Annotated in this window: 26 protein-coding genes and 1 pseudogene; 15 read left to right on the top strand and 12 right to left on the bottom strand. The window is 68.4% G+C overall.

Annotation, left to right across the window (positions count from 1 at the left end; all coding sequences use genetic code 11):
• Positions 1–18: 18 nt before the first annotated feature.
• Both E1161_RS05180 and E1161_RS27930 read right to left on the bottom strand, forming a co-directional pair.
• Positions 19–990 (bottom strand): transcriptional regulator, encoded by a 972-nt coding sequence (locus tag E1161_RS05180; RefSeq protein WP_235874824.1) that lies wholly within the window; start codon positions 988–990, stop codon positions 19–21.
• Positions 991–1,191: 201 nt separating this feature from the next.
• Positions 1,192–1,380, bottom strand: a pseudogene (locus tag E1161_RS27930) (helix-turn-helix domain-containing protein); the annotation flags it as partial.
• Positions 1,381–1,438: 58 nt separating this feature from the next.
• On the opposite strand from E1161_RS27930, the gene E1161_RS05175 reads away from it, so the two are divergent.
• Positions 1,439–1,720, top strand: coding sequence for a hypothetical protein (locus E1161_RS05175; RefSeq protein WP_132620124.1), 282 nt, complete (start codon positions 1,439–1,441; stop codon positions 1,718–1,720).
• A 102-nt stretch (positions 1,721–1,822) separates the two neighbouring features.
• Here the strand turns inward: E1161_RS05175 and E1161_RS05170 are convergent, their stop codons facing one another.
• The gene (locus E1161_RS05170; RefSeq protein ID WP_235874799.1) at positions 1,823–2,803 is read right to left on the bottom strand and encodes a sugar-binding transcriptional regulator; all 981 of its coding nucleotides are present in this window, start codon (positions 2,801–2,803) and stop codon (positions 1,823–1,825) included.
• 130 nt (positions 2,804–2,933) lie between these two features.
• On the opposite strand from E1161_RS05170, the gene E1161_RS05165 reads away from it, so the two are divergent.
• The 5 genes from E1161_RS05165 to E1161_RS05145 all read left to right on the top strand — a co-directional run bounded on the left by E1161_RS05165 (position 2,934) and on the right by E1161_RS05145 (position 7,642).
• A complete protein-coding gene (locus tag E1161_RS05165) occupies positions 2,934–3,935 on the top strand; it encodes a zinc-dependent alcohol dehydrogenase family protein (protein WP_132620122.1) in 1,002 nt (333 codons plus the stop codon).
• The gene (locus E1161_RS05160) at positions 3,928–5,286 is read left to right on the top strand and encodes an ABC transporter substrate-binding protein (protein ID WP_132620120.1); all 1,359 of its coding nucleotides are present in this window, start codon (positions 3,928–3,930) and stop codon (positions 5,284–5,286) included. Before E1161_RS05165 ends, E1161_RS05160 begins: the two co-directional genes overlap by 8 nt.
• The gene (locus tag E1161_RS05155; RefSeq protein ID WP_165939693.1) at positions 5,283–6,206 is read left to right on the top strand and encodes a carbohydrate ABC transporter permease; all 924 of its coding nucleotides are present in this window, start codon (positions 5,283–5,285) and stop codon (positions 6,204–6,206) included. The genes E1161_RS05160 and E1161_RS05155 overlap by 4 nt, the downstream gene beginning before the upstream one ends.
• A complete protein-coding gene (locus E1161_RS05150) occupies positions 6,206–7,027 on the top strand; it encodes a carbohydrate ABC transporter permease (RefSeq protein WP_132620118.1) in 822 nt (273 codons plus the stop codon). The genes E1161_RS05155 and E1161_RS05150 overlap by 1 nt, the downstream gene beginning before the upstream one ends.
• Positions 7,028–7,231: 204 nt before the next feature.
• Entirely contained in the window at positions 7,232–7,642 is a 411-nt protein-coding gene (locus E1161_RS05145) for an FHA domain-containing protein (protein WP_132620116.1), read from the top strand.
• A 1-nt stretch (position 7,643) separates the two neighbouring features.
• On the opposite strand, the gene E1161_RS05140 is transcribed toward E1161_RS05145, so the two are convergent.
• Positions 7,644–7,901 (bottom strand): universal stress protein, encoded by a 258-nt coding sequence (locus tag E1161_RS05140; protein ID WP_235874798.1) that lies wholly within the window; start codon positions 7,899–7,901, stop codon positions 7,644–7,646.
• 221 nt (positions 7,902–8,122) lie between these two features.
• Between E1161_RS05140 and E1161_RS27535 the strand changes: the two genes are divergently transcribed.
• Both E1161_RS27535 and E1161_RS05130 read left to right on the top strand, forming a co-directional pair.
• Positions 8,123–8,365 (top strand): hypothetical protein, encoded by a 243-nt coding sequence (locus E1161_RS27535; RefSeq protein WP_207920114.1) that lies wholly within the window; start codon positions 8,123–8,125, stop codon positions 8,363–8,365.
• 277 nt (positions 8,366–8,642) lie between these two features.
• Entirely contained in the window at positions 8,643–9,275 is a 633-nt protein-coding gene (locus E1161_RS05130; protein ID WP_132620114.1) for a TetR/AcrR family transcriptional regulator, read from the top strand.
• 190 nt (positions 9,276–9,465) lie between these two features.
• Here E1161_RS05130 and E1161_RS27925 read toward each other — a convergent pair whose 3' ends face one another.
• Positions 9,466–9,831 carry a hypothetical protein gene (locus E1161_RS27925; protein WP_235874797.1) on the bottom strand — a complete coding sequence of 122 codons (366 nt, stop codon included), beginning with the start codon at positions 9,829–9,831 and terminating at the stop codon, positions 9,466–9,468.
• 331 nt (positions 9,832–10,162) lie between these two features.
• On the opposite strand from E1161_RS27925, the gene E1161_RS05115 reads away from it, so the two are divergent.
• Positions 10,163–11,179: an LCP family protein gene (locus tag E1161_RS05115; protein ID WP_132620112.1), complete on the top strand. Its 1,017-nt coding sequence runs from the start codon at positions 10,163–10,165 to the stop codon at positions 11,177–11,179.
• 71 nt (positions 11,180–11,250) lie between these two features.
• Here E1161_RS05115 and E1161_RS05110 read toward each other — a convergent pair whose 3' ends face one another.
• Positions 11,251–12,135: a formylglycine-generating enzyme family protein gene (locus E1161_RS05110; protein ID WP_408011950.1), complete on the bottom strand. Its 885-nt coding sequence runs from the start codon at positions 12,133–12,135 to the stop codon at positions 11,251–11,253.
• A 169-nt stretch (positions 12,136–12,304) separates the two neighbouring features.
• Here E1161_RS05110 and E1161_RS05105 point away from each other — a divergent pair, with 169 nt between their 5' ends.
• Positions 12,305–13,678, top strand: coding sequence for a PepSY-associated TM helix domain-containing protein (locus tag E1161_RS05105; RefSeq protein ID WP_132620110.1), 1,374 nt, complete (start codon positions 12,305–12,307; stop codon positions 13,676–13,678).
• 461 nt (positions 13,679–14,139) lie between these two features.
• The gene (locus E1161_RS05100) at positions 14,140–15,573 is read left to right on the top strand and encodes a DHA2 family efflux MFS transporter permease subunit (protein WP_132620108.1); all 1,434 of its coding nucleotides are present in this window, start codon (positions 14,140–14,142) and stop codon (positions 15,571–15,573) included.
• Positions 15,574–15,621: 48 nt separating this feature from the next.
• Here the strand turns inward: E1161_RS05100 and E1161_RS05095 are convergent, their stop codons facing one another.
• Positions 15,622–16,149, bottom strand: coding sequence for a cupin domain-containing protein (locus E1161_RS05095; RefSeq protein WP_132620106.1), 528 nt, complete (start codon positions 16,147–16,149; stop codon positions 15,622–15,624).
• 57 nt (positions 16,150–16,206) lie between these two features.
• Here E1161_RS05095 and E1161_RS05090 point away from each other — a divergent pair, with 57 nt between their 5' ends.
• Entirely contained in the window at positions 16,207–16,662 is a 456-nt protein-coding gene (locus E1161_RS05090; protein ID WP_132620104.1) for a MarR family winged helix-turn-helix transcriptional regulator, read from the top strand.
• 34 nt (positions 16,663–16,696) lie between these two features.
• On the opposite strand, the gene E1161_RS05085 is transcribed toward E1161_RS05090, so the two are convergent.
• Positions 16,697–18,172: a 4Fe-4S binding protein gene (locus E1161_RS05085; protein ID WP_132620102.1), complete on the bottom strand. Its 1,476-nt coding sequence runs from the start codon at positions 18,170–18,172 to the stop codon at positions 16,697–16,699.
• Positions 18,173–18,182: 10 nt separating this feature from the next.
• Positions 18,183–19,085, bottom strand: a complete 903-nt coding sequence (locus tag E1161_RS05080; RefSeq protein ID WP_132620100.1) for an AurF N-oxygenase family protein — start codon at positions 19,083–19,085, stop codon at positions 18,183–18,185.
• A 104-nt stretch (positions 19,086–19,189) separates the two neighbouring features.
• Between E1161_RS05080 and E1161_RS05075 the strand changes: the two genes are divergently transcribed.
• Entirely contained in the window at positions 19,190–19,879 is a 690-nt protein-coding gene (locus E1161_RS05075; protein WP_132620098.1) for a TetR/AcrR family transcriptional regulator, read from the top strand.
• 1 nt (position 19,880) lies between these two features.
• On the opposite strand, the gene E1161_RS05070 is transcribed toward E1161_RS05075, so the two are convergent.
• Positions 19,881–20,780, bottom strand: a complete 900-nt coding sequence (locus E1161_RS05070; RefSeq protein ID WP_132620096.1) for an AurF N-oxygenase family protein — start codon at positions 20,778–20,780, stop codon at positions 19,881–19,883.
• A gap of 98 nt (positions 20,781–20,878) precedes the next feature.
• A complete protein-coding gene (locus E1161_RS05065) occupies positions 20,879–21,289 on the bottom strand; it encodes a DUF5997 family protein (protein ID WP_132620094.1) in 411 nt (136 codons plus the stop codon).
• A 42-nt stretch (positions 21,290–21,331) separates the two neighbouring features.
• On the opposite strand from E1161_RS05065, the gene E1161_RS05060 reads away from it, so the two are divergent.
• Positions 21,332–22,066 (top strand): LysR family transcriptional regulator substrate-binding protein, encoded by a 735-nt coding sequence (locus E1161_RS05060; RefSeq protein WP_132620092.1) that lies wholly within the window; start codon positions 21,332–21,334, stop codon positions 22,064–22,066.
• An 87-nt stretch (positions 22,067–22,153) separates the two neighbouring features.
• Positions 22,154–22,594 carry a nitroreductase family deazaflavin-dependent oxidoreductase gene (locus E1161_RS05055; protein WP_132620090.1) on the top strand — a complete coding sequence of 147 codons (441 nt, stop codon included), beginning with the start codon at positions 22,154–22,156 and terminating at the stop codon, positions 22,592–22,594.
• Positions 22,595–22,666: 72 nt separating this feature from the next.
• Here the strand turns inward: E1161_RS05055 and E1161_RS05050 are convergent, their stop codons facing one another.
• The gene (locus E1161_RS05050) at positions 22,667–24,013 is read right to left on the bottom strand and encodes an amino acid permease (protein WP_132620469.1); all 1,347 of its coding nucleotides are present in this window, start codon (positions 24,011–24,013) and stop codon (positions 22,667–22,669) included.
• Between the last annotated feature and the right edge of the window lie 1,146 nt (positions 24,014–25,159).

Genomic DNA, 25,159 nt, shown 5'->3' with positions numbered 1-25,159 from the left:
GTTGCGGGGTGGGAGCGTTCAGGCGTTCTGGTCGTGAAGGGAGGCGACCAGCGCGGGTTGGAGGGCCTGGACCGCGGGAACGCGGTGGTGACGGGCCAGCAGCTGGCTGAGCTTGCGCAGGTCGGTGAGCACCGTCGCCGAGGTGACGGCGTCCACGATCGGCAGCGTGTCGGCGGCCAGCGCGCAGGCGTGCTCGATCTCGCCCGCGGTGGCGTGGGACAGGGCGCGGCGGATGCCGTAGCGGGCGCGGGAACGCAGCGCCTGCTCCGGCAGCGCGTCGACCTCGCGGTCGAGGACCTCGCTGGCCTCGCGAGTGCGGCCCAGGTCGTGCAGGCACCAGCCGGCGACCATCGCGGCCGGATCGCTGAGGTTCGTGGGGCCCAGCGACGGTCCCGACTCGGGTCGCGCGGCGTTGAGGTGTTCGCGAGCGATGTCCAAGGTGCGCATGCACGCGTCGTAGTCGCCAGCCAGCGCATGCCCCTGGGCCTCGTGCAGCGCGGCCCAGCCCCGGATGTGGTCGGTGAGCGCGTTCTGCCTGGCCAGCCGGGCGACGTCGATGGTCTGCCGCGCGTCGTGGCGGTAGAGGTTGACCAGCGCGCGGCGCACCAGCGCGTAGGCGCCGAGCCTGCGGTCGCCGCCGGCCTCGGCGAGCTCGACGGACCGGTCGGTCCACCACATCGCCGCCCGGTCATCGCCTGCTTCCTGCGTCATCCAGCCCGCGAACTCCGCGTACCGTGCCGTCAGCGCCAGGACCTCGGCCGCCTGCCGGGGCTTCGCGTTGTTCGCCAGTGCGCGCAGCGAATGCGTCTGCGCGATCAGGCCTGGCAACACCACCGAAGGGCTCGTGGTCTGCCCGAGCTTGCGGAGCTGCTCGAACATCACCTGGAACGGCTCCACGGAACCGGTTTCGGCGACCGCAGGGCGCGCACCGCCCATCCCGAACGCCACCACCGACGCGGCACCTGCGGTCAGCACGCTCCTGCGGTCCACCGGTTGGAAAGAACTGCTTCCGCTCGAATCGAGTCGCAACACCCACACCTCGTCACCGTTCGTCGTGATCTCGGATGGCGGAGGTGTTTCCGGCGACTGGTCGCCAACGAGTTCGGACAGCTTTCCCCCGGCGCTCAGCTCGGCATCGCAGCGACGCGCGAAATCGGCACTCGGTCGTTTGCTCCCGGTTTCGATTTTGCTGAGGTAGCCCTTGCTGTAATGCAGATTTCCAGCGAGCCGGGAGAGCGACAGTCCGGCCTCGATCCGCAGTCGTCGAAGCTCCGCCCCGAACAGTGTGGGCCGCTGGGTCAACTCGTCCTCCGGGTTGCCCGTTTCCCGATTCTCTCGGCACCGGGAAACGGGTGTTCGGCCAGGCGCGCCACGGCACATGGTGGTGAGTGCGGGTCCAGTCGAGAAACTGGAACTCCGCCCGACCATAGGAGAAGTGATGATCACCGACGACCTCTCCCGCGAATTGACACCCGAACAGCGCAGCGCCCCGCCGGAGGTTCTGCTCGGCCGAGTTGCGATGACGTTGGGATTCACCGCAGTCCAGTTGTGGGCGATCTTCGAGCTCGCCTCGTTGAACTTGTCCGGAACCGCATTGGTGGCGCTAGTCGTCGTCATGGCCGCCGCAATCCTCGTAGCCGTCGAGTCGTGGAATGACATCGTCAAGAACGCGTCAGCAGTGCTGCGTTCCGCGACGGATCTTCACCGAGGAATGAGCTGAGCGGTGGGCAATTGGTCCGGTTTCCCGTTTCCCGTGGTGCTGTGACCGGGAAACGGGTTCGAAGGGCGGAGCGGCGCTGGGGGTGTCGCTCCGCCCTCCTCCCTACTGCAGCGGGCGTTCGGTGACGTGCTGCAGGAGCCGGTCGGCGGCGTCGGCGTCGGTGATGAGGGTGTTGACGATCCCGGAGCGCAGCACCGCGTCTATGGCGCGGGCCTTCGGGGTGGTGTAGCCGACGGCGATCACCTCCGGCACGGCCCGCAGCTGCTCGTGCGGGATCGCCAGGACGTGATGGGCCAGTCCGGTGGACAGCGCGTTGCCGTCGGAGTCGAAGAGTCGGGCGGCGATCTCGGCGGTGGCTCCGCGCTGGCGGATCGACTCGCGTTCGGCGGGGCTCAGCGCGTCGTAGACGGTGGACTCGTTCGCCTGCCAGGCGCCGATGCTGACCACGGCCTTGGTCAGGTGCTGGAACTGCTCGAAGGTCTCGGCGATGCCGGGCTGGTTGCGCAGGATCTCAGTGGTGCGGCGGTCGGGGAGGACCAGTGGCCCGTAGATGGGGTAGGAGTCGCCGCCGCTGGCCGCGGCCACTCGGCCCACCGTTTCCACCGAACGGTCGCGCATGTCCATGCCCGCTTGGACGCCGCACAGCTGGACGATGGGGCACTTGGGCAGGCTGCGGATCGCCTCGGCCATGGCGTTGACCGATCTCGCCCAGGACAGGCCGATGACGTCGCCGGGAACGGTGATCTCGGAGAGGAGCTGGGCGGCGAGCACGCCCACTCGGCGGCGAAGCTCCGGCCGCTCGGCCTTGGATTGCGCTCGGTTGAGCACCAGCACCCGGCGCAGCCCGTAGGCCGTGCGGAGCTGTTCGGACTGCTCCACGTCGACCGGGAACGGCAACTCGAACGAGAGCTTGATCAAACCGTTCTCCAGGGCTGATGCCAGGATCCGGGCAACCTTGAAGCGGCTGATCCCGAACTCCTCGGCGATCTCCAGCTTCGAGCGCCCGGCCACGTAGAAGCGGTGCGCGATGGACGCCGCAGTCATGGTGTCGATCAGACCGCTCCGCGGCCGGGGTGTGCTCATCTGAGCACTATAACGTGAAAACTCGACCAGAGGTTGACGCGGTCACCAGTGAACCTCTTCAATGCGTGGCAAGTTTAGGGCAGAGTACAGAGCAGTTTGCTCAGATGAGCGCTCTGGAGGCGGAGGTTAGATGCGCGCCGCGATCATTGACGAACCCGGATCCATCCGGGTTGGTGACGTACCGGACCCGGTACCGCGGGAGCGGCAGCTGGTGGTGAAGGTTGGGGCCACCGGGATCTGCGGCACCGACGTGCACATCGCCGACGGGCACTTCCCGCCGACGCCCTACCCGATCGTGCCGGGCCACGAGTTCGCCGGCGAGGTCGTCGAAGTGGGCCCGGACGTGCCGGGCGAGTGGGAGGTGGGCGACCGGGTCGCGGTCGACCCGTCGCTGTTCTGCGGCTACTGCACCCCGTGCCGCAACGGGCACGGAAACCTGTGCGCGAACTGGGGTGCCACCGGTGACACCGTCGACGGCGCGTTCGCCGAGTACGTCGCGGTGCCCTCGGCCAACTGCTACCGCATGCCCGAGGCGCTGAACTGGCAGCAGGGCGCCCTGGTCGAGCCGGTGTCCTGCGCGGTGCACGGCGTCCGCCAGATCGGCGTCGAGGCCGGCGAGAAGTTCCTCGTCATCGGCGCGGGCACGATGGGCCTGCTGATGCAGCAGCTGCTCCAGCGCGCGGGCGCGCAGGTCACCGTCGTCGACCGCAACGCGACGCGGCTGCCGCGCGCGCAGCGGCTGGGCGCGGTCGCCGTCGTGGAGGACGTGACCGAGCTGGACTCCGACTTCGACGCCGCCGTGGACTGCACCGGCGCGGCCCCGGCCATCGAGACCGCGTTCGACAAGCTGCGCCGCGGCGGACGGCTGCTGGTCTTCGGCGTCGCTCCGGCGGAGGCACGGATCTCGTTGTCGCCCTTCCGCATCTACAACGACGAGATCAAGATCGTCGGTTCGATGGCGGTGCTGCACAGCTTCGGTCCCGCGCTGGACCTCATGGCGATGGGTGCGATCAACAGCGACGAGCTGCTGACCGACGCGCTGCCGCTGGAGGAGTTCGGCAAGGCGCTCGAACTCATGCGCAGCGGTGCCGGTCTCAAGGTCCAGGTCCTGCCCGGAGGTGCCGATGCCTAGGCGGTCGGGGCGCAGCCGAACAAGGCTCGCACTGCTGGCTGTGGTCAGCCTGCTGCTGACCAGCTGCGCCGGAGCCGGTGCGATCGGTTCCGGCGGACGAACCCTGGTGATCGCGATCGTGTCCAACCCGCAGATGGAGGACGCGGTCGCGCTCAAGGGCGAGTTCGAGAAGGAGAACCCCGGCATCACGCTGAAGTTCGTGCAGCTGCCGGAGAACCAGGCGCGCGCGAAGATCACCGCCTCGACCGCCACCCAGGGTGGCGAGTTCGACGTGGCGATGATCAGCAACTACGAGACACCGCAGTGGGCGGCCAACGGCTGGCTGGAGAACTTGCAGCCCTACATCGACAAGACCCCCGGCTACGACGCGAACGACTTCATCCCCAGCATCCGGGATTCGCTGTCGCACCAGGGCTCGATGTACGCGGTTCCGTTCTACGGCGAGTCGTCGTTCCTGACCTACCGCAAGGACCTCTTCCAGCAGGCCGGGCTGACCATGCCGGAACACCCGACGTGGCAGCAGGTCGCCGACTTCGCCGCGAAGCTGGACAACCCGGTGACCGGCGTTTCCGGGATCTGCCTGCGCGGCAAGCCCGGTTGGGGCGAGAGCCTGGCGCCGTTCTCCACGGTCGCCAACACCTTCGGCGCCCGCTACTTCGACGAGAACTGGAACGCTCAGATCACCTCGCCGGAGTTCAAGGCGGCTGCGAACTTCTACGTCAACCTGGTGCGCGAGCACGGTGAGGTCGGTGCTTCCAGCGCCGGGTTCTCCGAGTGCGGCACGCACTACGCGCAGGGCCAAGCCGCGATGTGGTACGACGCGACGGTCATGGCAGGCACCAACGAGGACCCGGCGGAGAGCAAGGTGGTCGGCAAGAACGGCTACGTTGCCGCTCCCGTCGAGCGCACCGCCGAGGCCGGCTGGCTCTACACCTGGTCGCTGGCGATGCCCAAGGTCGCCAAGGACAAGGACGCCGCTTGGCGGTTCATGAGCTGGATGACCTCCAAGCGATTCGTCAAGCAGGTCGGCACCACCTTCGGCTGGAACCGGGTTCCGCCGGGCGTGCGCAGGTCGACCTACGAGATCCCGGAGTACCAGCGGGCCGCTGCCGCCTACGCGAAGCCGACCCTGGACGGCATCGACAAGGCGCAGCAGTCCAACACGATGGTCAACCCGGTGCCGTACCCGGGGATCCAGTTCGTCGGCATCCCGGAGTTCCAGGACCTCGGAACTCGGATCAGCCAGCAGTTGTCGGCGGCCATCGCCGGACGGATCACCGTCGACGAGGCCCTGGAGCAGTCCCAGGAATACGCCGAGTCCGTCGGCGAGTCCTACCGGGAGACGCGATGAGCCAAACGGTGGTCGAAGAAGTTCAGGCGCCCGTGGTGAACAAGAAGGAGACCACGGCGTCGAGCACCTGGCTGCGCCGCGCGCCGCTGCTGCCCGCGCTGCTGTTCACGGTGCTGGTGACCCAGATCCCGTTCCTGATGACGGTGTTCTACTCGTTCCAGTCCTGGAACCTGGTGCGGCCGGGCTCGCGGCACTTCGTGGGCCTGCGCAACTACGTCGACGTCTTCGCCGACAGCCAGTTCCGCGGAGCGCTGATCAACACCGTGGTGCTGACCGTGGTGTGCGTGTTCATCTCGATGCTGCTGGGGCTGGGCCTGGCGATCCTGCTGGACCGGAAGTTCCTGGGACGCGGCGTGGTTCGCACCCTGCTGATCACGCCGTTCCTGATCCTCCCCGCGGCGGGTGCGCTGCTGTGGAAGACCACGATGTTCGACCCCACCTACGGGTTGCTGAACTTCGTGCTCGGCGGTGACACCGACTGGCTGGCCGAGTACCCGCTGGCCGCGGTGATGACCCAGGTCATCTGGCAGTGGACGCCGTTCATGATGCTGCTGATCCTGGCGGGCCTGCAGGCCCAGTCCAAGGAGGTGCTGGAGGCGGCATCGGTCGACGGCGCCGGCCGGTGGCGGACGTTCGTGTCGATCACGCTCCCGCAGCTGGCCCGGTACCTCCAGCTTGCGGGGCTGCTCGGGGCGATCTACATCGTCAACAGCTTCGACGCGATCTTCCTCATGACGCAGGGTGGTCCGGGCACCGCCAGCACCAACCTGCCGTACTACATCTACCAGCGAGCGTTCGAGGGCTTCGACATCGGTCAGTCCTCGGCGATGGGCGTCGTCGTGGTCATCCTGACGCTGATCGTGGCGAACTTCGCGCTGCGCTTGATGTTCCGGACCTTCGGCTTGAGCGAGGTGCGCTGATGCATTCCGCGAACCCGATCGGCCGGTGGGCGCTGACCGCGTTCACCTGGGTCGTGGCGATCCTGTTCGTCTTCCCGTTGCTCTGGATGGTGGTGACCTCCTTCAAGGAGGAGGCCGACGCCTACACCGACCCGCCGAAGCTGCTCTTCACACCGACGCTGACCCAGTTCGCCGGGATCCTGGAACGCGGATTCCTCCCGTACCTGGGCAACTCGGCGTTCGTGACGGTGGTGTCGACGTTGCTGGTGCTGCTGCTGGCGGTCCCGGCGGCCTACTCGCTGTCCATCGCGGCGGTGCCCGGCACCCAGGGCGTTCTCGGATTCTTCTTGTCGACCAAGATGCTTCCGATCGTGGCGGCGATCATCCCGCTGTACGTCATCTCGCAGAACATCGGTCTGCTGGACAACGTCTGGGCGCTGGTCATCCTCTACACCGCGATGAACCTGCCGCTAGCGGTGTGGATGATGCGCTCGTTCTTCCTCGAAGTCCCGAGGGAGATGGTCGAGGCCGCCCGGGTCGACGGTGCGCCGCTGCCGGTGCTGCTGTTCCGGGTGATCCTCCCGGTCGTGGCGCCGGGAATCGCCGCGACGGCGCTGATCTGCGTGATCTTCTCCTGGACGGAGTTCTTCTACGCGGTCAACCTCACCGCCGCGCAGGCGGGAACGGTGCCGGTGTTCCTGGTCGGCTTCATCACCAGTGAGGGCCTGTACTGGGCGCAGCTGTCGGCGGCGGCCCTGCTGGCCTCGCTGCCGGTGATGGTCATCGGCTGGGTCGCGCAGAACCACCTGGTGCGCGGTCTGTCGATGGGGGCGGTGAAGTAATCAGCGACCGCGGGGCCGTCGTCGCGATCGGCGGCCCCGCGGACTCGGATCGGGGTCCTGACCACGTGTGCGGCTCCGGTTCGATGAATTGAGGACGTTGGTCCTAGCGACAGCGGTCAGACCTTCGGCATGCTGTGTGTAGCCGCCCGGTCACGGGCAGGTGCATTTTCGGAGGTATCACGCTTGTTGGCTAGGGAGACGACGATGGAACAGACCAGGATCGGCGCGTCGGCATCGAACGCGGTCGAAGAGCAGGCCGACACCGCCCGAGCGTCTGCTCCACACGAGGTTCCGGCACCTCGTTCCGCCGATGAGCTCAGCGGCCGCCCCCGCTTGATGATCAACCGCGGCAACGCCGCCGGGTGCGGTTTCGTGCTCCAGACCGAGCGCACCACCATAGGTCGAGACGCCATATGCGACATAGTCGTCGACGACATCACGGTGTCCAAGCAGCACGCCGAGATCCGGCGGCGGGGCGATTCCCACGTGCTCGTCGACGGCGGTTCGCTCAACGGCACCTACCTCAACCGGCTCCCGGTCGACACCGCCGAGTTGCGCGACGGCGACGAGATCTGGATCGGCAAGGCCCGCTTCACGTACCGAACCGGTCTGTGAGTCAGCGGACGACGGCCACGGCGCAGTCGGAGTAGTGCACCAGGGCGTGGCTCGTGGAGCCCAGCGTCGTGGAGCGCACGATGTGGCGTCCGGGTGAACCGATCACCAGGAGGTCGGCCTTCTCCGCGGCTTGGAGCAGCGCTTCGGTCGGGAGTTCGAGGCTGGCCTCCTGGTGCATCTCCGGCGGGTGGTGGTCGGTGGACGGTTCGCCGACCAGCGAGCAGGCGATCATTTCCTCCACGACCTCATGTGCGAGCACTCATGGCGACGCTCACCGCCCTGGTGGCCGACGCCACCCGCGCAGCCGACGCGCTGCCGCCGAACCGGGTGGCGCTACGAGTCCGACTTCGTCGAGGCCAACCAGCAGCTGCTCGCCGAGTACCTCGCGGGTGTGGAGCAGCTCGACCTGCACGTGCTAGCTGATCCCTCCACCCGCTCGACTCGGTCCACGAGTCCACATCGGACAGATGGCAGGAGCGGTTGTCCTCGACGCTCGACCGGTTCCTGCCCGCTTGCGGCGACAGCCGCTACCTCGTCGGCGGCGGGCACGGCACGCCCACGCGCACCGCGGGTGGCGGCCCGCCCGGCGACGCTGGCCTTCCTGGGGCGGACCGCGCGCAGCGCGACCCGTCGGTCATCGAGCGGGCAGGCGCAGCGAGTCCGAGGGCCAGGATCGCATGTTGGAGCTGCCACGAGGGCTTGACCTCGGAGCTGGAGGTCTAACCGGGCCTGTGGGCCGGGCTCGGCCTGGTGTGCGGGGAGCGGGAACCGCGCTGGTGGGCGGTCACGCCGAGGCCGCCGAGCGGATCGACGAGTTCGTGCTTCTCCGGGCACCCGCACCCTGGAGGAGGCGTACCGGTTCGTGAAGGCGTGCTGCCCATCGTCGCGCGCGAGGGTCTCTGGCGGCACCCGGATCGAGTCGAGGCCGAACAGGCCCGGCCGACTTCCCGTGCGCGGGAGCCCGTGGCGTCCTGAGCCGCACCCGCGACCGTGCTAGAACGTGGTTGTGGGGAAGGGTGAGCAGGTGCGGGCGCAGTTGATCGAAGCGGCGGTGCGCCTGCTAGCCGACGAGGGCCCGCAGTCGTTGCAGGCCAGGCGGCTGGCTCGCGAGATCGGCACGTCCACGATGGCGGTGTACCACTACTTCGGCGGCGTGCCGCAGCTGCTGCGCGGCGTTGCCGAGGACGGTTTCCGCCGTCTGACCAGACGTCTCGACACCTTGCCGACGACGGAGGACCCGGTCGCCGACCTGCTGCGCCAGGCGCTGACCTACCGGGGCTTCGCCCGCGAGAACCCGCACCTCCACGACCTGATGTTCGACCTGTCGGCCCCGGCCGGGCATCCCGAGTCGGCCGAAGGGGAGGCGAGCTGGCCCGCGGTGGCATTCGGGAGGCTGGGCGCCGCCACGGAACGCGCCATCTCCGCCGAACGGCTCGACCGCGCCGAGGCGAGCGACGTCGCGGCCCAGCTGTGGAGCGCGGTGCACGGCTTCGTCACCCTCGAACTCGCCGGCCGCTTCGCCCACGCCGACCCGCTGGCGGAGGTCCTGGTGCCGCTAGCCGCCAACCTGCTGCGCGGACTCGGCGACGAACCGGACGAGGCCCGCACCTCGATCGAGTCCGCGTTCAGCTGATCTCGGCAAGCACGATCGAGCGGAACGCTCTCACGCCGGGGAAGTGCTGGGCATTTCGGCGAAGGCGATCGCCGAGGCCATCGCCTTCGCCGGCGACCAGCACGCGACCGTCGACGTCAACGAACCCGTCGTCCGTCCGACGGCCCCAGGGTGTGGCGGGCCCAGGTGTGAGCGGTCCAGGTGTGAGGGCTCAGCGCCGCAGGGCCTTGATGATGAGTTGGCCGATGACGACGTAGACGAGTGCTGCCAGGCCGTAGTTCAGGACCACCCCGAGCACCGCGTCGTCCGGCGTGAACACGTCGCCGAGGCCCAGGACCAGCGTCTTGGCCAGGACGTAGACCACGGAGACGAACTCGTTGCCCTGGTTGGCCTCGAAGACCACGAACAGCACGTGGAGCAGGAAGATCGTGAGGACCACGCTGACCACGACGCGGACGACGTTCGCGATCCGGCCGGAGTTGTCCTCCCGGCGCCGGCGCTCCTCGTAGCGGTCGTCGTGCGGGGGCTGGCCGTGCGGCGGGTACGGGCCGTGTCCGTGGGGTGCCGGGTAATTCATGGGCCCGGATTGTGGTCGTGCGAGAGCCGTGGGAACAACCCCGTGGGGATGGCGGAGGGTGGGGACGATCGCCCCGGAATCCTGGCCGCAACGTGAAAACCGGTCAACGACCTGTGCGGGCCTGGAATTGCGTGAAGTTGCTCCGGGTGAACGATTCAGCGCGGGCAGGAGGAAGATGTCCGCGCGTAATTCCGCAGTTCCCGCATCGTTGCCAGGAGTTGTGGGATTGCTCCTATTCGGACGGCGTGATCACCTGCCATGCTCGCTCGCCGCAGCAGCTCGGGGAGTGCGCGAAATCCGTGCAGTACAACCAACTTCTTCGGATTGGCAGATGAACTACGCTCAGCAACAGATGGTGCACGCACGGCCACCTCATCACCGACCCAAACAACGCCGCCCGGGCCGCAAGATCCTGGCCGTTCTGCTGGTCCTGGTGTTGGCACTGGTCGGTTTCCTGATCTACGTGGACTTCTCGCTCAAGCGCGAGCCCGCGCTTCCCACCTCCGGTGAACGTCCCGCCGACGGCCCCGGCACCAACTGGTTGCTGGTCGGTTCCGACAGCCGCGAAGGGCTCGACGCCGACCGCCAGGCGGAGCTGGGAACCGGTGACACCGCGGGTCGCCGCACCGACACCGTGATGCTCGTGCACATCCCGCAGGCCGGCGGGAAACCCACGATGGTCAGCCTGCCGCGCGACTCCTACGTTTCAATTCCCGGGCAGGGCAAGGACAAGCTCAACTCGGCCTTCGCCTACGGCGGGCCGCAGCTGCTGACCCGAACCGTCGAGGCGTCGACCGGCGTGCGCGTGGACCACTACGCGGAGGTCGGTCTCGGCGGGTTCGCCGACATGACCGACGCGATCGGTGGCGTCGACATCTGCGTCAAGGAACCGATGAAGGACCCCAAGGCCAACCTCGACGTGCAGGCCGGCTGCCAGGAGCTCGATGGCCCGCAGGCCCTGGGCTACGTGCGCACCCGCGCCTCCTCGCGCGGTGATCTAGACCGCGTCGAGCGGCAGCGCGAGTTCCTCGCCGCGCTGACCGAGAAGGCCTCGTCCCCGGAGGTCTTCCTCAACCCGCTGCGCTTGTTCCCGCTGATCCTGGACACCTCCGGCGCTTTCCTCGTCGACACCGAGGACCACGTCTGGCACCTGGCGGGTCTGGCGTTCGCCATGAACGGGATCGCCTCCGGTCAGGGTGTGACCACCACTGTTCCGATGTCCGGCTTCGGCGAGACCAGCGATGGTGCGTCGGTGGTCAAGTGGGACCAGGACAAGGCCGAGACGCTCTTCGGCGCTCTCGCCAACGACACCGAAGTCCCGGCGGAAGTCATCGTCACGGGAATGTGATTCGGACGCTCGGCGCCCGATCGGAAACAATTGTTCCGGTTGGGCGCCGAGCGTTTTCCGGAAGGAATTCCTCAGGCGTCGGCGGCACACCGGAAACCGAGGTTCCCGCTCGAACTGTCCGGTGTGTTGGACGTTCTCGCGGCGACCCGGTAGCGGTTGCAGTAGGAGTCGTGGCACAGGTAGGAACCGCCGCGCATGGCGCGATTGTCGGTACCGACGGAGAAGCGGTCTGCGCACCACTCCCACACGTTCCCCGACACGTTGTGCAGTCCGAAACCGTTCGGCTCGTAGGAATCCACTGGAGCGGTGCCGACGTGACCGTCCTCGGCGGTGTTGCGCACCGGGAACTGGCCCTGCCAGATGTTGCAGCGGTGCTCACCGCCGGGCGTGAGCTCGTCGCCCCACGGGTAGCGGGCCTGGTCGAGGCCGCCGCGAGCCGCGTACTCCCACTCGATCTCGGTCGGCAGCCGCTTGCCCGCCCACTTGCAGTAGGCAGCGGCGTCGTGCCACGAGACGTGCACGACGGGGTGGTCCCAGCGGCCGTCCAGGTCGCTGCCCTGCCCCTCGGGATGCCGCCAGTGCGCGCCGCTGACACCGCACCACCACGGGGTCTGCTCCGGACGAGGGGATTCCTTGCGCAGGTGTCCGGGCAGGAACTTCGCGAACACGTAGGTCCAGCCGAACCGCTCGGCCTCGGTGACGAAACCGGTGTCGTCGACGAACTCCGCGAAACGCGCGTTGGACACGGCGTGCGGGTCGATGGCGAACGAGGCCACGCGGACCTCGCGGATCGGTCCCTCGGCGTCGTCCGGGAACCCGTCGGGGTCCTCGGTGCCCATCCGGAACACGCCACCGGGAAGGACCACCATGCCGTCCAGGTCCCCGCTGACCCGGGTGACCTGCTGCTCCGAACCGGTCGCCGGACCGGAACGAGACGGAGGACAACAGCCCGCCACCAACCACACCTCCTGCAGTCGAACGCTTCGCGCTGCGCGACGTTACCCGCGCGGCACCCGGTCCGGCCGCCGAGGACGGCCACCGGTGTGACGGCGGCAACTCCCGGGAACCAGCGGTGAACCGGAACCGACATCTCACCACGACTCACCACGCGCGGATGGAGATGAGATGAGCACCGAGGCGCCCCCGGCCGCCGAACAGCGCAACGGTCCCGCCGGAACGTGGGCGGCGCTGCGGCCGCTGGTCCTGCGGCTGCACTTCTACGCCGGGTTGCTCATCGCCCCGTTCCTCCTCGTGGCCGCGTCCACCGGGCTGCTCTACGTGTTCACCCCGCAGCTGGAGCAGCTCGTCTACGACCGGGAACTGCACGTGCCGGCGAGCCCGCGCACGGCCTCGCTGGACGACCAGCTCGCCGCAGCGCAGGCCGCGCACCCGGGTGCCTCGCTGAAGTCCATCCGCCCGGCGCCCACGCCGACCGACACCACGCAGGTCATCTTCCACGCCCCGGACCTGCCGGAGAGCTTCCAGCGCACGGTGTTCGTCGACCCGCACACCACCGAGGTGCGCGGAACCCTGGAGACCTACGGCAGCAGCCAGGCGCTGCCGCTGCGCGCGTGGATCGACAACCTGCACCGCGGTCTGCACCTGGGCGACTTCGGCAGGCTGTACAGCGAACTCGCGGCCAGCTGGCTGTGGGTGGTGGTGCTGGGCGGGCTGCTGCTGTGGTTCCGGCGCCGCCGCACCTCCCGCAAGCGGCTCGTCGTCCCCGAGCCCGGCGTCACCGGCCGCAAGCGGCTGCTGTCCTGGCACGGCGCGATCGGCACCTGCATCGCGCTGGGCCTGCTGTTCCTGTCGGCGACCGGACTGACCTGGTCGACCTACGCGGGCGCGAACGTCACCCAGCTCCGCGAGGTGCTGGCCTGGGAGACCCCGACCGTGTCCACCGACGTGGTCCCGCCCGAGCACCAGGGCCACCACGGTCACCACGGGCACACCTCGCACGCCGGCGGCGACGACGTCGGGCCGGAACGGGTGCTGCGCGCCGCCGAGGCGCAGGGCGTGACCGCACCCGTCGAGCTGACGCCGCCGTCCTCCGGCGGGGCCTACGTGGTGCAGCAGGTGCAGCGGCACTGGCCGACCCAGCAGGACTCGGCCGCCGTCGACGCCGCTAGCGGGCAGGTCACCGCGACGATGCGCTTCGCCGACTGGCCGGTGATGGCGAAGCTGGCGCGCTGGGGCGTCGACGCGCACATGGGTCTGCTGTTCGGCCTGGTCAACCAGCTGGTGCTGGCCGCGCTGGCGGTGGCGCTGCTGACCACGATCGTCCTCGGCTACCGGATGTGGTGGCGCCGCCGTCCGGCCGGTGCCTTAGGGGCGCCGGTCGCGCGCGGTGGCTGGCGCCGGGTGCCGTTGCGCGTGCTGCTGCCGCTGGGCGCAGTGGCGCTGGTGGTAGCGCTCTTCCTGCCGCTGCTGGGTGTTTCGCTGCTGGCGTTCCTGGTGCTGGACACCGCGCTGGGCCGCTGGCGGAGCGCGCGGAGCTGATGCGCACCCCTGACGTGACGCTCGTCATCCGCTTGGCGTTCCCGCAGGTGGACGGGCTTCGTGATCTCGACCGCGTAAATCGTTTGACCAGCGTGGATGATGGGAAACATCGCTGCGTTGGTGACGGGTGCTCGCGCCGTCGCACCTCGCCGCGACGGAACGCCCTGTCGGATCAGGCGTTAAGCTGGATCGCAGCTCTGGGGGGACGAGCATGCTTGTGAGGGGACGGTTCACGTGACTCCCCGGCACCGGATCACCTGACCGCGGGCCGACCACCGGCCGCGCCCGGAACAGTCGCGGACCTCACCGTCGTGTGGGTCGACCCGACACGCGATCCGGGCTTCCACCGCCCGAGCGCCAGAACCGCATGCCGAACGCCGTCGGCGATGTCGGCCGGTACCCCGGGGGGAAGGACAGCGGCCGTGACCAAGGCCCCACACGAGCGAGGTGCACGACAACCCATGACCGAGACGGCCGCGATCGCGGAGCCCGACCGGCAGGCCACGCCGCCGAGAGCGAACGTGCTGCTGAGCGTGCTGGTCGCCTCGGCCTTCGTGATGATCCTCAACGAGACGATACTGAGCGTCGCGCTGCGCGACCTCACGGTCGACCTCCACGTGCCCACCACCACCGTGCAGTGGCTGACCAGCGGGTTCCTGCTGACGATGGCGGTGGTCATCCCGATCACCGGGTTCCTGCTGGAGCGCTTCACCCCGCGTCAGGTCTTCATGACCGCGATGGTCCTGTTCAGCTTCGGCACGCTGCTGAGCGGGCTGGCGCCCGGTTTCGGGATGCTGCTGGTGGGTCGCATCGTGCAGGCGACCGGTACGGCGGTGATGCTGCCGCTGCTGATGACCTCGGCGATGCGCCTGGTCCCGGTGGAGAAGCGCGGTGCCACGATGGGCACGATCAGCATCGTCATCGCGGTCGCCCCGGCGGTGGGGCCGACCATCGGTGGAGCGGTGCTGTCCTCGCTGGGCTGGCGCTGGATGTTCTGGATCGTGCTGCCGCTGTCGCTGATCGCGCTGGCCGTCGGTGCGGTGTGGATGCGCCTGGACAGCGAGACACGTTCGGTGCCGCTGGACGTGCTGTCGGTGCTGCTGTCGGCGATCGGTTTCGGCGGCCTGCTCTACGGGCTGTCGGCCTTCGGCGAGTCCGGTGGCTCGCACGCGATCCCGCCGTGGGTGCCGCTGGTGGTCGGTGCCGTGTCGCTGGTGGTGTTCGTGACCAGGCAGCTGAGGTTGCAGCGCGAGGACCGGGCGCTGCTGGACCTGCGGCCCTTCACCCACCGCCCGTTCGTCGTTTCGCTGGTCCTGGCGGCGCTGCTGTTCATGTGCCTGCTGGGCGCGGCGGCGATCCTGCTGCCGCTGTACCTGCAGACGGTGCTCGGGACGACCACGTTCGTCAGCGGTCTGGCCGTGCTGCCGGGCGGTCTGCTGATGGGTCTGATGGGGCGTCCGGTCGGGCGGCTGTTCGACCGGATCGGACCGCGTCCGCTGGTGATCCCGGGCGCCGCCGCGATGGCGGTGTCGCTGTGGCTGTTCGCCACGCTGACCCCGCAATCGCCGCTGGGCATGGTGATCGGCTTCCACGTGCTGCTGATGCTCGGGCTGAGCCTGATGATGACGCCGCTGATGACCTCGTCGCTGGGCGCGCTGCCGGAGCACCTGTACTCGCACGGAAGCGCGATCCTGGGCACGTTGCAGCAGGTCTCGGGTGCGTTCGGCACGGCGGTGTTCGTGACGGTGTCGTCGCTGGCCTCGACCAACCCGGCGGGCGTCCCGGACGCCGCGGGCCTGCGCACCGCGTTCGTCGTCGCCGGCGTGGTCGGGCTGGTCGCCTTCGGCACTGCCCTGTTCATCCGCAAGGCAGAGGGCGCCGCCGCAGCGCACTGAGCGAACCTGGGGAGGGGCGCGTGGGTCGGCCACGCGCCCCTTCGTCATCTAGGCGCTGTTGAGCCGCTGCTCGTAGCGCAGGACGCGGGCGAGCCGAGCCAGGCCGCCGAAGACCGCGCGCTGGAGCCAGGCCGGGACACCGGTGAGGTAGCCGTCCTGGGCCTGCCAGAGCAAGGCGAGCGCCAGCGGGTTGCGCGGCAACCCGCTACGGGTGGTCGCCCCGGCGGTGTCGAGGGAGTGCCAGAGCTCGAACATGCGGCGGTGCTGCAGCGGAGGTCGGATCTCGTGGTCGAGGACGACGTCGGCGGAGAGCGTGCTGAACTCGTGGACCTGGCGCGCTCCAGCCGAGGCGGACTCACCGGGTCCGAGTACGAGTTCTCGGCCGTCGATGCGGAACCGCAACCGTCCTCGGCGGACGGTCCAGCGCTCGGCGAGCAGCGGGTGCCAGTGTGGGCCCGCTTGCCGCGCAGGTCGTGGTAGCCGGTGTTCGATGCGCAGGAACGGGCCTTCCTCGTCGCTGCCTTCGGCCACGAACGTGACCCGGCGACCGTCGCGGAACACCAGCGAGTCGGGCACCGAACCCACCCTTCCTGCGAAGGCTACCTTCGTAATTGGTAAGGTAGCCTTCTTTCCATGTCAGCGGAAGACCCGAGCCTGCTCAAACTGCTCGTGCAGAGTGCCACCGCCTTCGAGCGGCGGCTGAACGACGGTCTGCGCGCCGACCTCGACGACGAGCTGAGACCCGCGCACTACGCGGTGTTCCGCTACCTGGATCCGGCCGGATCGCGGGTGTCCGAGCTGGCGGAGGCCGCCGGGATGACCCAGCAGGCGATGGGTGAACTGGTCACGCACCTGCAGCGGTGCGGTTATGTCGAGCGCAGGCCCGACCCCGCCGACGGGCGCGCTCGTCAGGTCGTGGCCACGCCGACCGGGCTGGAAGCGCTGCAGGCCGCGGCCGGACGCATCCGCGGGATCGAGCAGGCCCTCGGCGAGCACCTCGGAGCCGACGGGCTCCGGGAGCTGCGAGAGCTCCTCGCCCGCCTCGGCGAAGTGCTGCGAGAACGGCCCGCGCGACGTGATTCGCCTTGATGCCGAACCGACCTCAAGGCGAATCAGCGCGTGTTCACCTGCGGGAGCGGGAGCGCAGCAGCTTGGCGAAGGACTTCGCGTCCTTGCTCGCGTGGTGCAGCCTGCCCGCCGTGGCGTCGTCGATCAGCGAATCGATGGTCTCCAAGGCGCACGCGCGGTTGGCGCCGATGCCGCCCGCCGCGCCGCGCTTGGCCCAGCCGACCACGTAGGTCCCCGGCTCGACGCGGCCACCGGTGTTCGGGATGACGCCGGTCGCCTCGTCGAACGGCAGTTGCGGGATCTGCACCCCTCGGCTGCCCACCGACCACAGAACCATCCCGGTCCCCAGGTCCCGGCTGCCCGGACGGTCACCGACGCGGAGAGCACGGACCTGCTGATCGCCGACCACCTCCTGCGGGGCGGAGGAGAAGCGCAGCACCAGGCGGCGGTCCTCACCCGGAGCACGATCCCAGACGACGTCCTCGACCGGTAGCTCGCGCAGCAGCGCGGCCGTCGATCCGTCCTCGGCCGAGGCGATCGACTCCGCCGCACCCCCGTGGCCGTCGACCACGATGCGGCCCTTCAGCCGCTGCTGGATGCCGACCCACTCCGACCGCGTGAACGCCGCGTGCTCGGGACCCCGCCGCGCGAGCAGCACGACCTCCCGGACCTCGCTCTTGCGCAGGGCGGAGAGCGCGTGGTCGGCGATCGGGGTGCCGACCAGCTCGTCGGGGTCGCTGAGCAGCAGGCGCGCCGCGTCCAGCGCCACGTTGCCGTTGCCCACGATCACGACCCGTTCCGACGACAGCTCGACCGCGTCGGCCGGGATGTCCGGGTGCCCGTTGCACCAGCCGACGAAGTCGCGGGCGGCCAGCGTGCCCGGCAGCTCCTCGCCGGGCAGCCCCAGCGTGCGGTGGCCGGGTGCACCGACGGCGTAGACCACCGCGTTGTGGTGCTCGGTGAGCTCGGCGTGGCTGACGGTCCGCCCGACCTCCACGCCCAGGTGCATGCGGACCCTGGGGTGCTTGTAGCTGGTCGCGAAGGTGTGCTCGATCTGCTTGGTGCTCGGGTGATCGGGTGCGACCCCGAACTTGATCAGGCCGCCTGGGGTGGTCATCCGGTCGATCAGCGTGATCTCGGCGTCGGTGGAGCGCAGCAGCGACTGCACCAAGTAGCCGGCGGCCGGCCCGGTCCCCACGACAGCGACGCTCGGCGCAGCGGCGTGCGTCGGCAGCGATCGTGGGAACTGCGGCCGGTCCCAGGGGTGTTCCGCCGGGATCTCGGAGAACCGCTCCCGGTTGATGTCGACGTGCACCGACATCTCACCGGTGAGCTCGTCGATCGGGAACACCGCGTCGACCGGGCACGCATCGGCGCAGGCGCCGCAACCGATGCAGGTGCGCGGGTCGATGTAGAGCCGGTCGGTGGTCCCGAAGTCGGGCTCGTTCGGGGTGGGGTGGATGCAGTTGACCGGGCACACCGAGATGCACGATGCGTCGGTGCAACAGGATTGCGTGATCGCGTAGGTCATGGCCGTGGACTCAGATCATGTGCACGCGCTTGTACAGCGCGATCGCCGGACGGGTGAGCAGGCCGGCCTCGTCGAGGAACTCCATGAGTCCGGCGCAGCCGTTGCGCATCAGCGACTTGCGGTGCTCGTTGTTCGCGACCGCTTCCATCGCCCGCTTGCGGTTCATGCCGATGGAGTCGTAGACCTTCGGGCTGACGAGGCTGGAGACGATGACGTAGGCGACCACGGCGATCAGCGCGGCGCTGAAGTGGCGCTGCAGCTTGTTCTTGCCCTTGATGTGCTCCTTGATCTCCTCGCGGGCGAACTTCATGTGCCGGGATTCCTCGACCACGTGAATCTTGGAGCTGGTCTGCACGACGTCGAGAACGCGGTCGTCGCGCATGAAGTCGCGCTGGACGACGTCGAGGACCTCTTCGGCGACCAGCGTGCCGCCGTAGGCGACCTCACCGGTGGCGAGGGTCTTGAAGCCGCGCGCCAGCTCGACGACCAGCTTGCTGGGCAGGTAGGCGGGGACTTCGAGCTTCTGGCAGATGCGGGCGAACATGATGGAGTGTCGGCATTCGTCGGCGATCTCGGTGAGGGCGAACTGGAACTCGGAGTTCGCGGGGTTCTTGACGTACTGGTCGCGCAGGATCATCTGCTGCAGGATCATCTCGAACCAGATGCCGGTGCTCATCATGGAGCACACTTCGTGCCTGGTGAGCGTGATCCGCTGCTGCTCGGTGAGCTCGTCCCACAGCGGCGTGCCGTAGAGGGTGCTCCACTCCGGGCTCAGCCCGTACTGGTCTTCGGGCAGGGGACCGTCCCAGTCGATCTCGGTCATCGGGTCGTAGGACAACGTCTGCGATGACTCCAGCAGGCGGCTGGAGAAGTCCTGCTCGGCGCTCTGGCCGGCAACGCCGACGGCGGTCATGGGCGCACCTCCGCAGTTGGTCGTACTCGAAGTAACAGGAACAAACTGTAACTCATAAATCCGTGGATGCGGAGCCCCTCTTCCACGGCGGCTAGACTTCGTGGGTGACCGCATCAACGACACGGCGGGTGGACGGCCGCAGCGCCCGGTGGGCGGGATACCGCGAGAAGCGCCGGAAAGAGCTGGTCGATGCGGCGTTGAGCGCGATCGCCAAGCACGGCCCGGAGGTCTCGGTCGAGTTGATGGCCGAGGAGGCCGGGGTGGCCAGGCCCAGGCTGTACAAGTACTTCAACGACACCGCCGACCTGGGCGCCGCCATCGCCGAGCGCGTCGCGGAGATGGTCACCGCTGAGCTCGCGCCGATGTTCAACCCGCGCGGCACGCCGAAGGAGATGATCCGCGCCGCGATCGGCGCGCACACCAACTGGCTCGCCGAGCACGGCAACCTCTACCGCTACCTGAGCATGAACTCGGTGACCGGCGAGGCCGGGCAGAACGTGATCACCGACGTCAAGACGGTCATCGCGCGCCAGGTCACGGGGCTGTTCCAGTACTTCCTGGACCGGTTCGGCATCCAGGTCCCCGTCGTGCAGCCGCTGGCCTTCGGCATCGTCGGGCTCGTCGAATCCACTGCGGGCAGCTGGCTGCAGGAGCCGGACGGGCTCACCCTCGACGAGCTCACGGACTGGCTCTGCGACTGGACCTGGCACCTGCTCGACCAGTCGCTGCAGGTCTACGGCCTCGAACTGGATCCGGACCTGCCGCTGGCAGAGACGGATCCAGCCGACGACTGACTCAGATCATGTGGACGCGCTTGTACAGCGCGACCGCGGGTGGGGTGAGCAGGCCGGCCTCGTCGAGGAAGCCCATGAGTCCCGCGCACGCGTTGCGCAGCATGGACTTGCGGTGCTCGTTGGCCTGCGCCGCGGCCAGTCCCCGCCGCGGCTGGATGCCCACCGCCTTGTAGGCCCGCGGGTTCACCAGGCTGGAGACGATGACGTAGGCGACCACGGCGATCAGCGCGGCGCTGAAGTGGCGCTGCAGCTTGTTCTTGCCCTTGATGTGCTCCTTGATCTCCTCGCGGGCGAACTTCATGTGCCTGGACTCCTCCAGGACGTGGATCTTGGAGCTCGTCCGCACCACGTCGAGCACGTTCTCCCCGCGCATCCAGTCGCGCTGCATGACGTCGAGGACCTCTTCGGCGACCAGCGTGCCGCCGTAGGCCACCTCACCGCCCGCAGTGCTCTTGAACAAGCGCGCCAGCTCGACGACCAGCTTCGGCGGGAAGTAGGCGGGGACTTCGAGCTTCTGGCAGATGCGGGCGAACATGATGGAGTGCCGGCATTCGTCGGCGATCTCGGTGAGGGCGAACTGGAACTCGGAGTTCGCGGGGTTCTTGACGTACTGGTCGCGCAGGATCATCTGCTGCAGGATCATCTCGAACCAGATGCCGGTGCTCATGATCGAGCACACTTCGTGCCTGGTGAGCGTGATCCGCTGCTGCTCGGTGAGCTCGTCCCACAGCGGCGTGCCGTAGAGGGTGCTCCACTCGGGGTTCAACCCGTACTGATCGGCCGGCAGGGGACTGTCCCAGTCGATCTCGGTCATCGGGTCGTAGGACAGCATCTGGGACGATTCGAGGAGGCGACTGGAGTCCTGCTCCACGCCCTGGCCGGCAACATCGACGGCGGTCATGCCACACCTCCGCACTACGGTGTACTCGAAGTAACAGGAACACGAATGTACCCCATATTCGGGCGTGTTGTCCCCACCTGACCGCGTGCGGATTTCGATCAGAAGTTCTCGCGTGCCTGGGCGGACTTCTCCGACTTGGCGGCCTTGCGGGCCTGCGCCCGCTCCTCCTCGCGACGCGCTTCGACGCGCGTGGTGCGCTCTTGCTGGAGCCACTCGGGGTTCTCGTCGCGGATCGCGTTGATCTGCTCGGTGGTCAGCGGGTCCGCGTAGCCGTTGCGGGTCAGTCCGCTGATCGAGATGCCCAGCTTCGCCGCGACGACGGGGCGCGGGTGCGGACCGTTGCGGCGCAGGTCGCGCAGCCACTCCGGCGGGTCGGCCTGCAGCGCGTTGAGCTCGTCGCGCGAGACGACGCCCTCTTGGAAGTCGGCGGGGGTGGCCTCCAGGAGGACACCCAGCTTCTTGGCCGCCGTGGCGGGCTTCATCGTCTGGACGGTTTTGCGCGACGTCATCCGACCAGCGTAACCGGCGACTCCGGCCGGTAGTCTGGGCAGGTGACAGAGTCGCCCCCGTCCTTCGACCTCGCCTACGTCCCCGGCATCACGCCCGACAAGTGGGCGCGCAAGTGGCAGGAGCGCGAACCCCTCGTTCCCCTCAACCTCGTCCAGGCAGCGGCCGCCGAGGCGCCCGGCCTCGTCCGCGACCGTGGAGCCGACGCGGCTCTGCTGCGGCTGCCCATCGACCGCACCGGGCTGCACGCCATCCCGCTCTACACCGAGCAGACCGTGGTCGTGGTGCCCAAGGACCACGTGGTCGCCGCCGCCGACGAGGTCACCTCCGAGGACATCGCCGAGGACGTGCTGCTGCACCCGCTCGACGACACCCTCGACTGGGAGCGCCCGCCGGGAATACCCGCGGTCGAGCGTCCCACCACCACGGCCGACGCGATCGTGCTGGTCGCCGCTGGGGTGGGGCTGCTGGTCGTGCCGCAGTCGTTGGCGCGGCTGCACCACCGCAAGGACCTGACCTACCGGCCGATCACCGACGCACCCGAATCAACCGTCGCGCTGACCTGGATCGAAGGCGAGACCACGGACCTGGTGGAGCAGTTCATCGGGATCGTTCGCGGTCGCACGGTCAACAGCACCCGGGGCAAGCAGCAGCCCGAACCGGCCCGGAAGACCAAGAAGGTCCCCGCCAAGCCCCAGCCCGCCAAGACCCAGGCGCGCAAGCCGGCCTCGCGCCGTGGTCCGGTTCCGGGCAAGGGGCGCAAGCCGCGTCGCCGCTGACCCACGGGCGGGTGACTCGCGTGGAATGCGGGCGGGGCTCCTGATGTTGTCGTGGTCACGACCCGGTTCTGCGATGGAGGAACGAAGATGCCGTTGACTGGCGAGTACGAACCGAGCCCGACCGAGTTCGTGCGCGATCAGGTCGAGGAGTACGAGAGCTCCGGTGGTACCGAGGGCACCACGATGCACGGGTTCCCGGTCGTCGTGCTGACCACCAAGGGCGCCAAGTCCGGCAAGATCCGCAAGGCCCCGGTGATGCGAGTCGAGCACGACGGGTGCTACGCCGTCGTCGCCTCGCTGGGCGGAGCTCCGCAGAACCCCGTCTGGTACCACAACATTCGGGCCAACCCGAGAGTGGAGCTGCAAGACGGGCCGGAGCGCAGGGACTACGAGGCGCGCGAGCTCAGCGGCGAGGAGCGCGAGCTGTGGTGGGACCGGGCGGTCGCGGCGTTCCCGAACTACGCGGAGTACCAGACCAAGACCGAGCGGACGATCCCCGTCGTCTTGCTGGAACCCGTCGCGTCCTGAGCGGACTACCGAGCTCGTGGCATGGGAGAACGGCTCCGGGAACGCTCGAAGAGCCGTTCTCCCGCCAGCAGGTCACGAACCCGTGGTGGCCAGTCGCTCGCCGTTCGCGCGCTTGGTGCGGCCGCGCGAGATCAGCCACCAGCCCAGCGCGATCACCGCGATGATGGCGGGGATCGAGAAGAACGCGATCCGCTCGGCGCCGTCGGAGAAGCCCATCAGGGCGATCACCAGGGCGAGGAACGCCAGCGTGGCCCAGCTCGTGTAGGGCGCACCGGGCATCCGGTAGCTCGGACGCTCGATCTCACCGCGCATGGCCCTGGTCCGCAGCCGCATCTGGCAGATGACCAGCGTTGCCCAGGTCGCGACCACACCCAGCGAGGCGATCGCCGTGGCGATCTCGAACGCCTGCTCCGGCACGATGCCGTTGAGGATGACACCGAGCACGAAAGCCGCGGCGGTGAACAGGATTCCGCCGTAGGGAACGCGGCGCTTGTTCATCTTCGCGGCGAACTTCGGTGCCTCGCCGTCGTTGGCCAGCGCCCGCAGGATGCGGCCGGTCGAGTACAGACCGGAGTTGCACGAGGACAGCGCGGCGGTGAGCACCACGGCGTTCATCACGTCGCCGACGCCCGGGATGCCCAAGCGGGAGAACACGGTGACGAACGGGCTCTCGTCAGCGCTGAAGACCGTCCACGGCAGCAGCATCGCCAGCAGCAGCACCGAACCGACGTAGAAGATGGCGATCCGCCACACCACGCCGTTGATGGCCTTGGGCAGCACCTTGTGCGGCTCCTTGGCCTCACCCGCGGTGATGCCGACCATCTCGATCGCCGAGTAGGCGAAGACTACCGACTGCAACGCCATCAGGGTGATGCCGAAGCCGCTCGGGAAGAACCCGCCGTGCGATGTGAGGTTGGCCGGTCCTGCCGGGGCACCGCCGATGTCCGTGGCGGTGAACACCAGACCCAGGCCCACGACCAGGAACACCACGATTGCCAGCACCTTCACTAGCGAGAACCAGAACTCCAGCTCGCCGAACAGCTTCACCGACACCAGGTTGACCGCCAGCAGCACGCCCAGCGCGATCAGCGCCGTGATCCACTGCGGCAGGTCCGGCAGCCAGCGGTGCACGTAGATCGCGACCGCGGTGATCTCGGCGATGCCGGTCATCGCCCAGTTCAACCAGTACATCCAGCCGGAGGCGAAACCCGCCCAGGGGCCGATGAACTCGCGGGCGTACTCCACGAAGCTGCCCGCGACCGGGCGGTACAGCACCAGCTCACCGAGGGCGCGCATGACGAAGAACGCCGCCAGGCCGCACAGCGCGTAAGCGACCACCAGCGAGGGGCCGACCGTGGCGAGCTTGCCTCCTGCACCGAGGAAGAGCCCGACGCCGATCGCTCCGCCGATGGCGATCATCTGCACTTGGCGGTTGCCGAGCGACTTCGAATAGCCGTCGGCGTCGGTCGTGGGCGCAGCATCCTGCCCCGACCGCAACGATGAATTCACGGAAACCAAGTCCCTTCGTGACCAGGACACGCCGGATAAATGCGACGTCCAGGCGTTTTTCGTGCCGGTGCTAGGTCATCCGGCGGGGCGATACTAGTCATCGGAATTTCGCGTCCGCGTTGCGTGCGAGTCAGGTCCGCGTGGTCCTGCAAGAGTCTTTCCCAGAACGCCGCTGCTGTGGTCGAGGTCTCGTTGTCCCTGGTGGACGGTCGTTCCGCTGGTGCCAGCTGAGAGTCGGCTACGCCGTCCAGGTGCGCGCGACGTCGGCGTTCGCCGTCATCCGCACGACCATCAAATGGGAAATTCCCGAGCGTTCTCGTCGATCCGAAAGGGGAAGAACAGGACGAAACCGCGCGGCGTCAGGCAGTTCGAGGGGTCCGTCCGCTTCTTGAGCAGAGGCTGGCTGCCCTCGCGCGCGCGAGGGTGATGGATGGTTGGAAGGCTGCGCCGCCATCCCGTTCGTCGCAGCCACGCGCGGTAGCCGGGAGGGTCGGTGGCGTGACCGCCACGACCTCTTCGCGACGTTCCGGTCGGTGCTAGCACGCCCGCGAAAGCGAATCCCGGCGGGGGCTTTTATGTGACTCTGCTTACAGGGCCAACAATGCGTGCTCGGCCGATTACTCAATGGCTCAGGAGGCCCGCCACGCTCTGTCGATCGGCCGATCGCGTTTCGCATCGCAATTATTGCTTCGCGTGCGCAGCCGTTTACGGACAGTTTTCGGAATGGGAAGTCGATCGCTCCTCCGTGGTCATCATTCGTGCCTGTGACCAGGTGGAACGATCACGTGACGGGCAGTGAGATGGTGGTGCGGGCCTCAATGGATTGCTCCATTCGGCCCATTAAAGGATCGTCGCTTGGCGTAAGGATATGAAGTTGTAATGATCCCGCCTTGAAACGGAGACCTAGATGCCCCGGCTCGCAGTTGCGGTTGTCCCGTTCGGAGTGGCCGCAGCCCTGGGCCTCGGTGCATTGGCAAGCGCCGAAACACCGACCCCGCACAGCGTGGACGCTGCCACGCATCCGGTCGGTGTGCAGATGTCTCTTATACCCAACTG

It is taken from the genome of Saccharopolyspora aridisoli (assembly GCF_004348445.1).
GTDB lineage: Bacteria > Actinomycetota > Actinomycetes > Mycobacteriales > Pseudonocardiaceae > Saccharopolyspora > Saccharopolyspora aridisoli.
Note: the sequence above shows the minus strand (reverse complement) of the source record. Positions and strands in the feature narration are given on the sequence as shown.

Excerpts from the sequence above, each read along its gene's own strand:
- E1161_RS05160 (WP_132620120.1), top strand. The coding sequence starts at position 3,928 with ATGCCTAGGCGGTCGGGGCGCAGCCGAACAAGGCTCGCACTGCTGGCT.
- E1161_RS05100 (WP_132620108.1), top strand. The coding sequence starts at position 14,140 with ATGACCGAGACGGCCGCGATCGCGGAGCCCGACCGGCAGGCCACGCCG.
- E1161_RS05080 (WP_132620100.1), bottom strand. The coding sequence starts at position 19,085 with ATGACCGCCGTCGGCGTTGCCGGCCAGAGCGCCGAGCAGGACTTCTCC.
- E1161_RS05065 (WP_132620094.1), bottom strand. The coding sequence starts at position 21,289 with ATGACGTCGCGCAAAACCGTCCAGACGATGAAGCCCGCCACGGCGGCC.
- E1161_RS05055 (WP_132620090.1), top strand. The coding sequence starts at position 22,154 with ATGCCGTTGACTGGCGAGTACGAACCGAGCCCGACCGAGTTCGTGCGC.
- E1161_RS05115 (WP_132620112.1), top strand. The coding sequence starts at position 10,163 with ATGAACTACGCTCAGCAACAGATGGTGCACGCACGGCCACCTCATCAC.
- E1161_RS27925 (WP_235874797.1), bottom strand. The coding sequence starts at position 9,831 with ATGAATTACCCGGCACCCCACGGACACGGCCCGTACCCGCCGCACGGC.
- E1161_RS05170 (WP_235874799.1), bottom strand. The coding sequence starts at position 2,803 with ATGAGCACACCCCGGCCGCGGAGCGGTCTGATCGACACCATGACTGCG.
- E1161_RS05090 (WP_132620104.1), top strand. The coding sequence starts at position 16,207 with ATGTCAGCGGAAGACCCGAGCCTGCTCAAACTGCTCGTGCAGAGTGCC.
- E1161_RS05145 (WP_132620116.1), top strand. The coding sequence starts at position 7,232 with ATGGAACAGACCAGGATCGGCGCGTCGGCATCGAACGCGGTCGAAGAG.
- E1161_RS05085 (WP_132620102.1), bottom strand. The coding sequence starts at position 18,172 with ATGACCTACGCGATCACGCAATCCTGTTGCACCGACGCATCGTGCATC.
- E1161_RS05050 (WP_132620469.1), bottom strand. The coding sequence starts at position 24,013 with ATGATCGCCATCGGCGGAGCGATCGGCGTCGGGCTCTTCCTCGGTGCA.
- E1161_RS05150 (WP_132620118.1), top strand. The coding sequence starts at position 6,206 with ATGCATTCCGCGAACCCGATCGGCCGGTGGGCGCTGACCGCGTTCACC.
- E1161_RS05070 (WP_132620096.1), bottom strand. The coding sequence starts at position 20,780 with ATGACCGCCGTCGATGTTGCCGGCCAGGGCGTGGAGCAGGACTCCAGT.
- E1161_RS05175 (WP_132620124.1), top strand. The coding sequence starts at position 1,439 with ATGATCACCGACGACCTCTCCCGCGAATTGACACCCGAACAGCGCAGC.
- E1161_RS05155 (WP_165939693.1), top strand. The coding sequence starts at position 5,283 with ATGAGCCAAACGGTGGTCGAAGAAGTTCAGGCGCCCGTGGTGAACAAG.
- E1161_RS05165 (WP_132620122.1), top strand. The coding sequence starts at position 2,934 with ATGCGCGCCGCGATCATTGACGAACCCGGATCCATCCGGGTTGGTGAC.
- E1161_RS05105 (WP_132620110.1), top strand. The coding sequence starts at position 12,305 with ATGAGCACCGAGGCGCCCCCGGCCGCCGAACAGCGCAACGGTCCCGCC.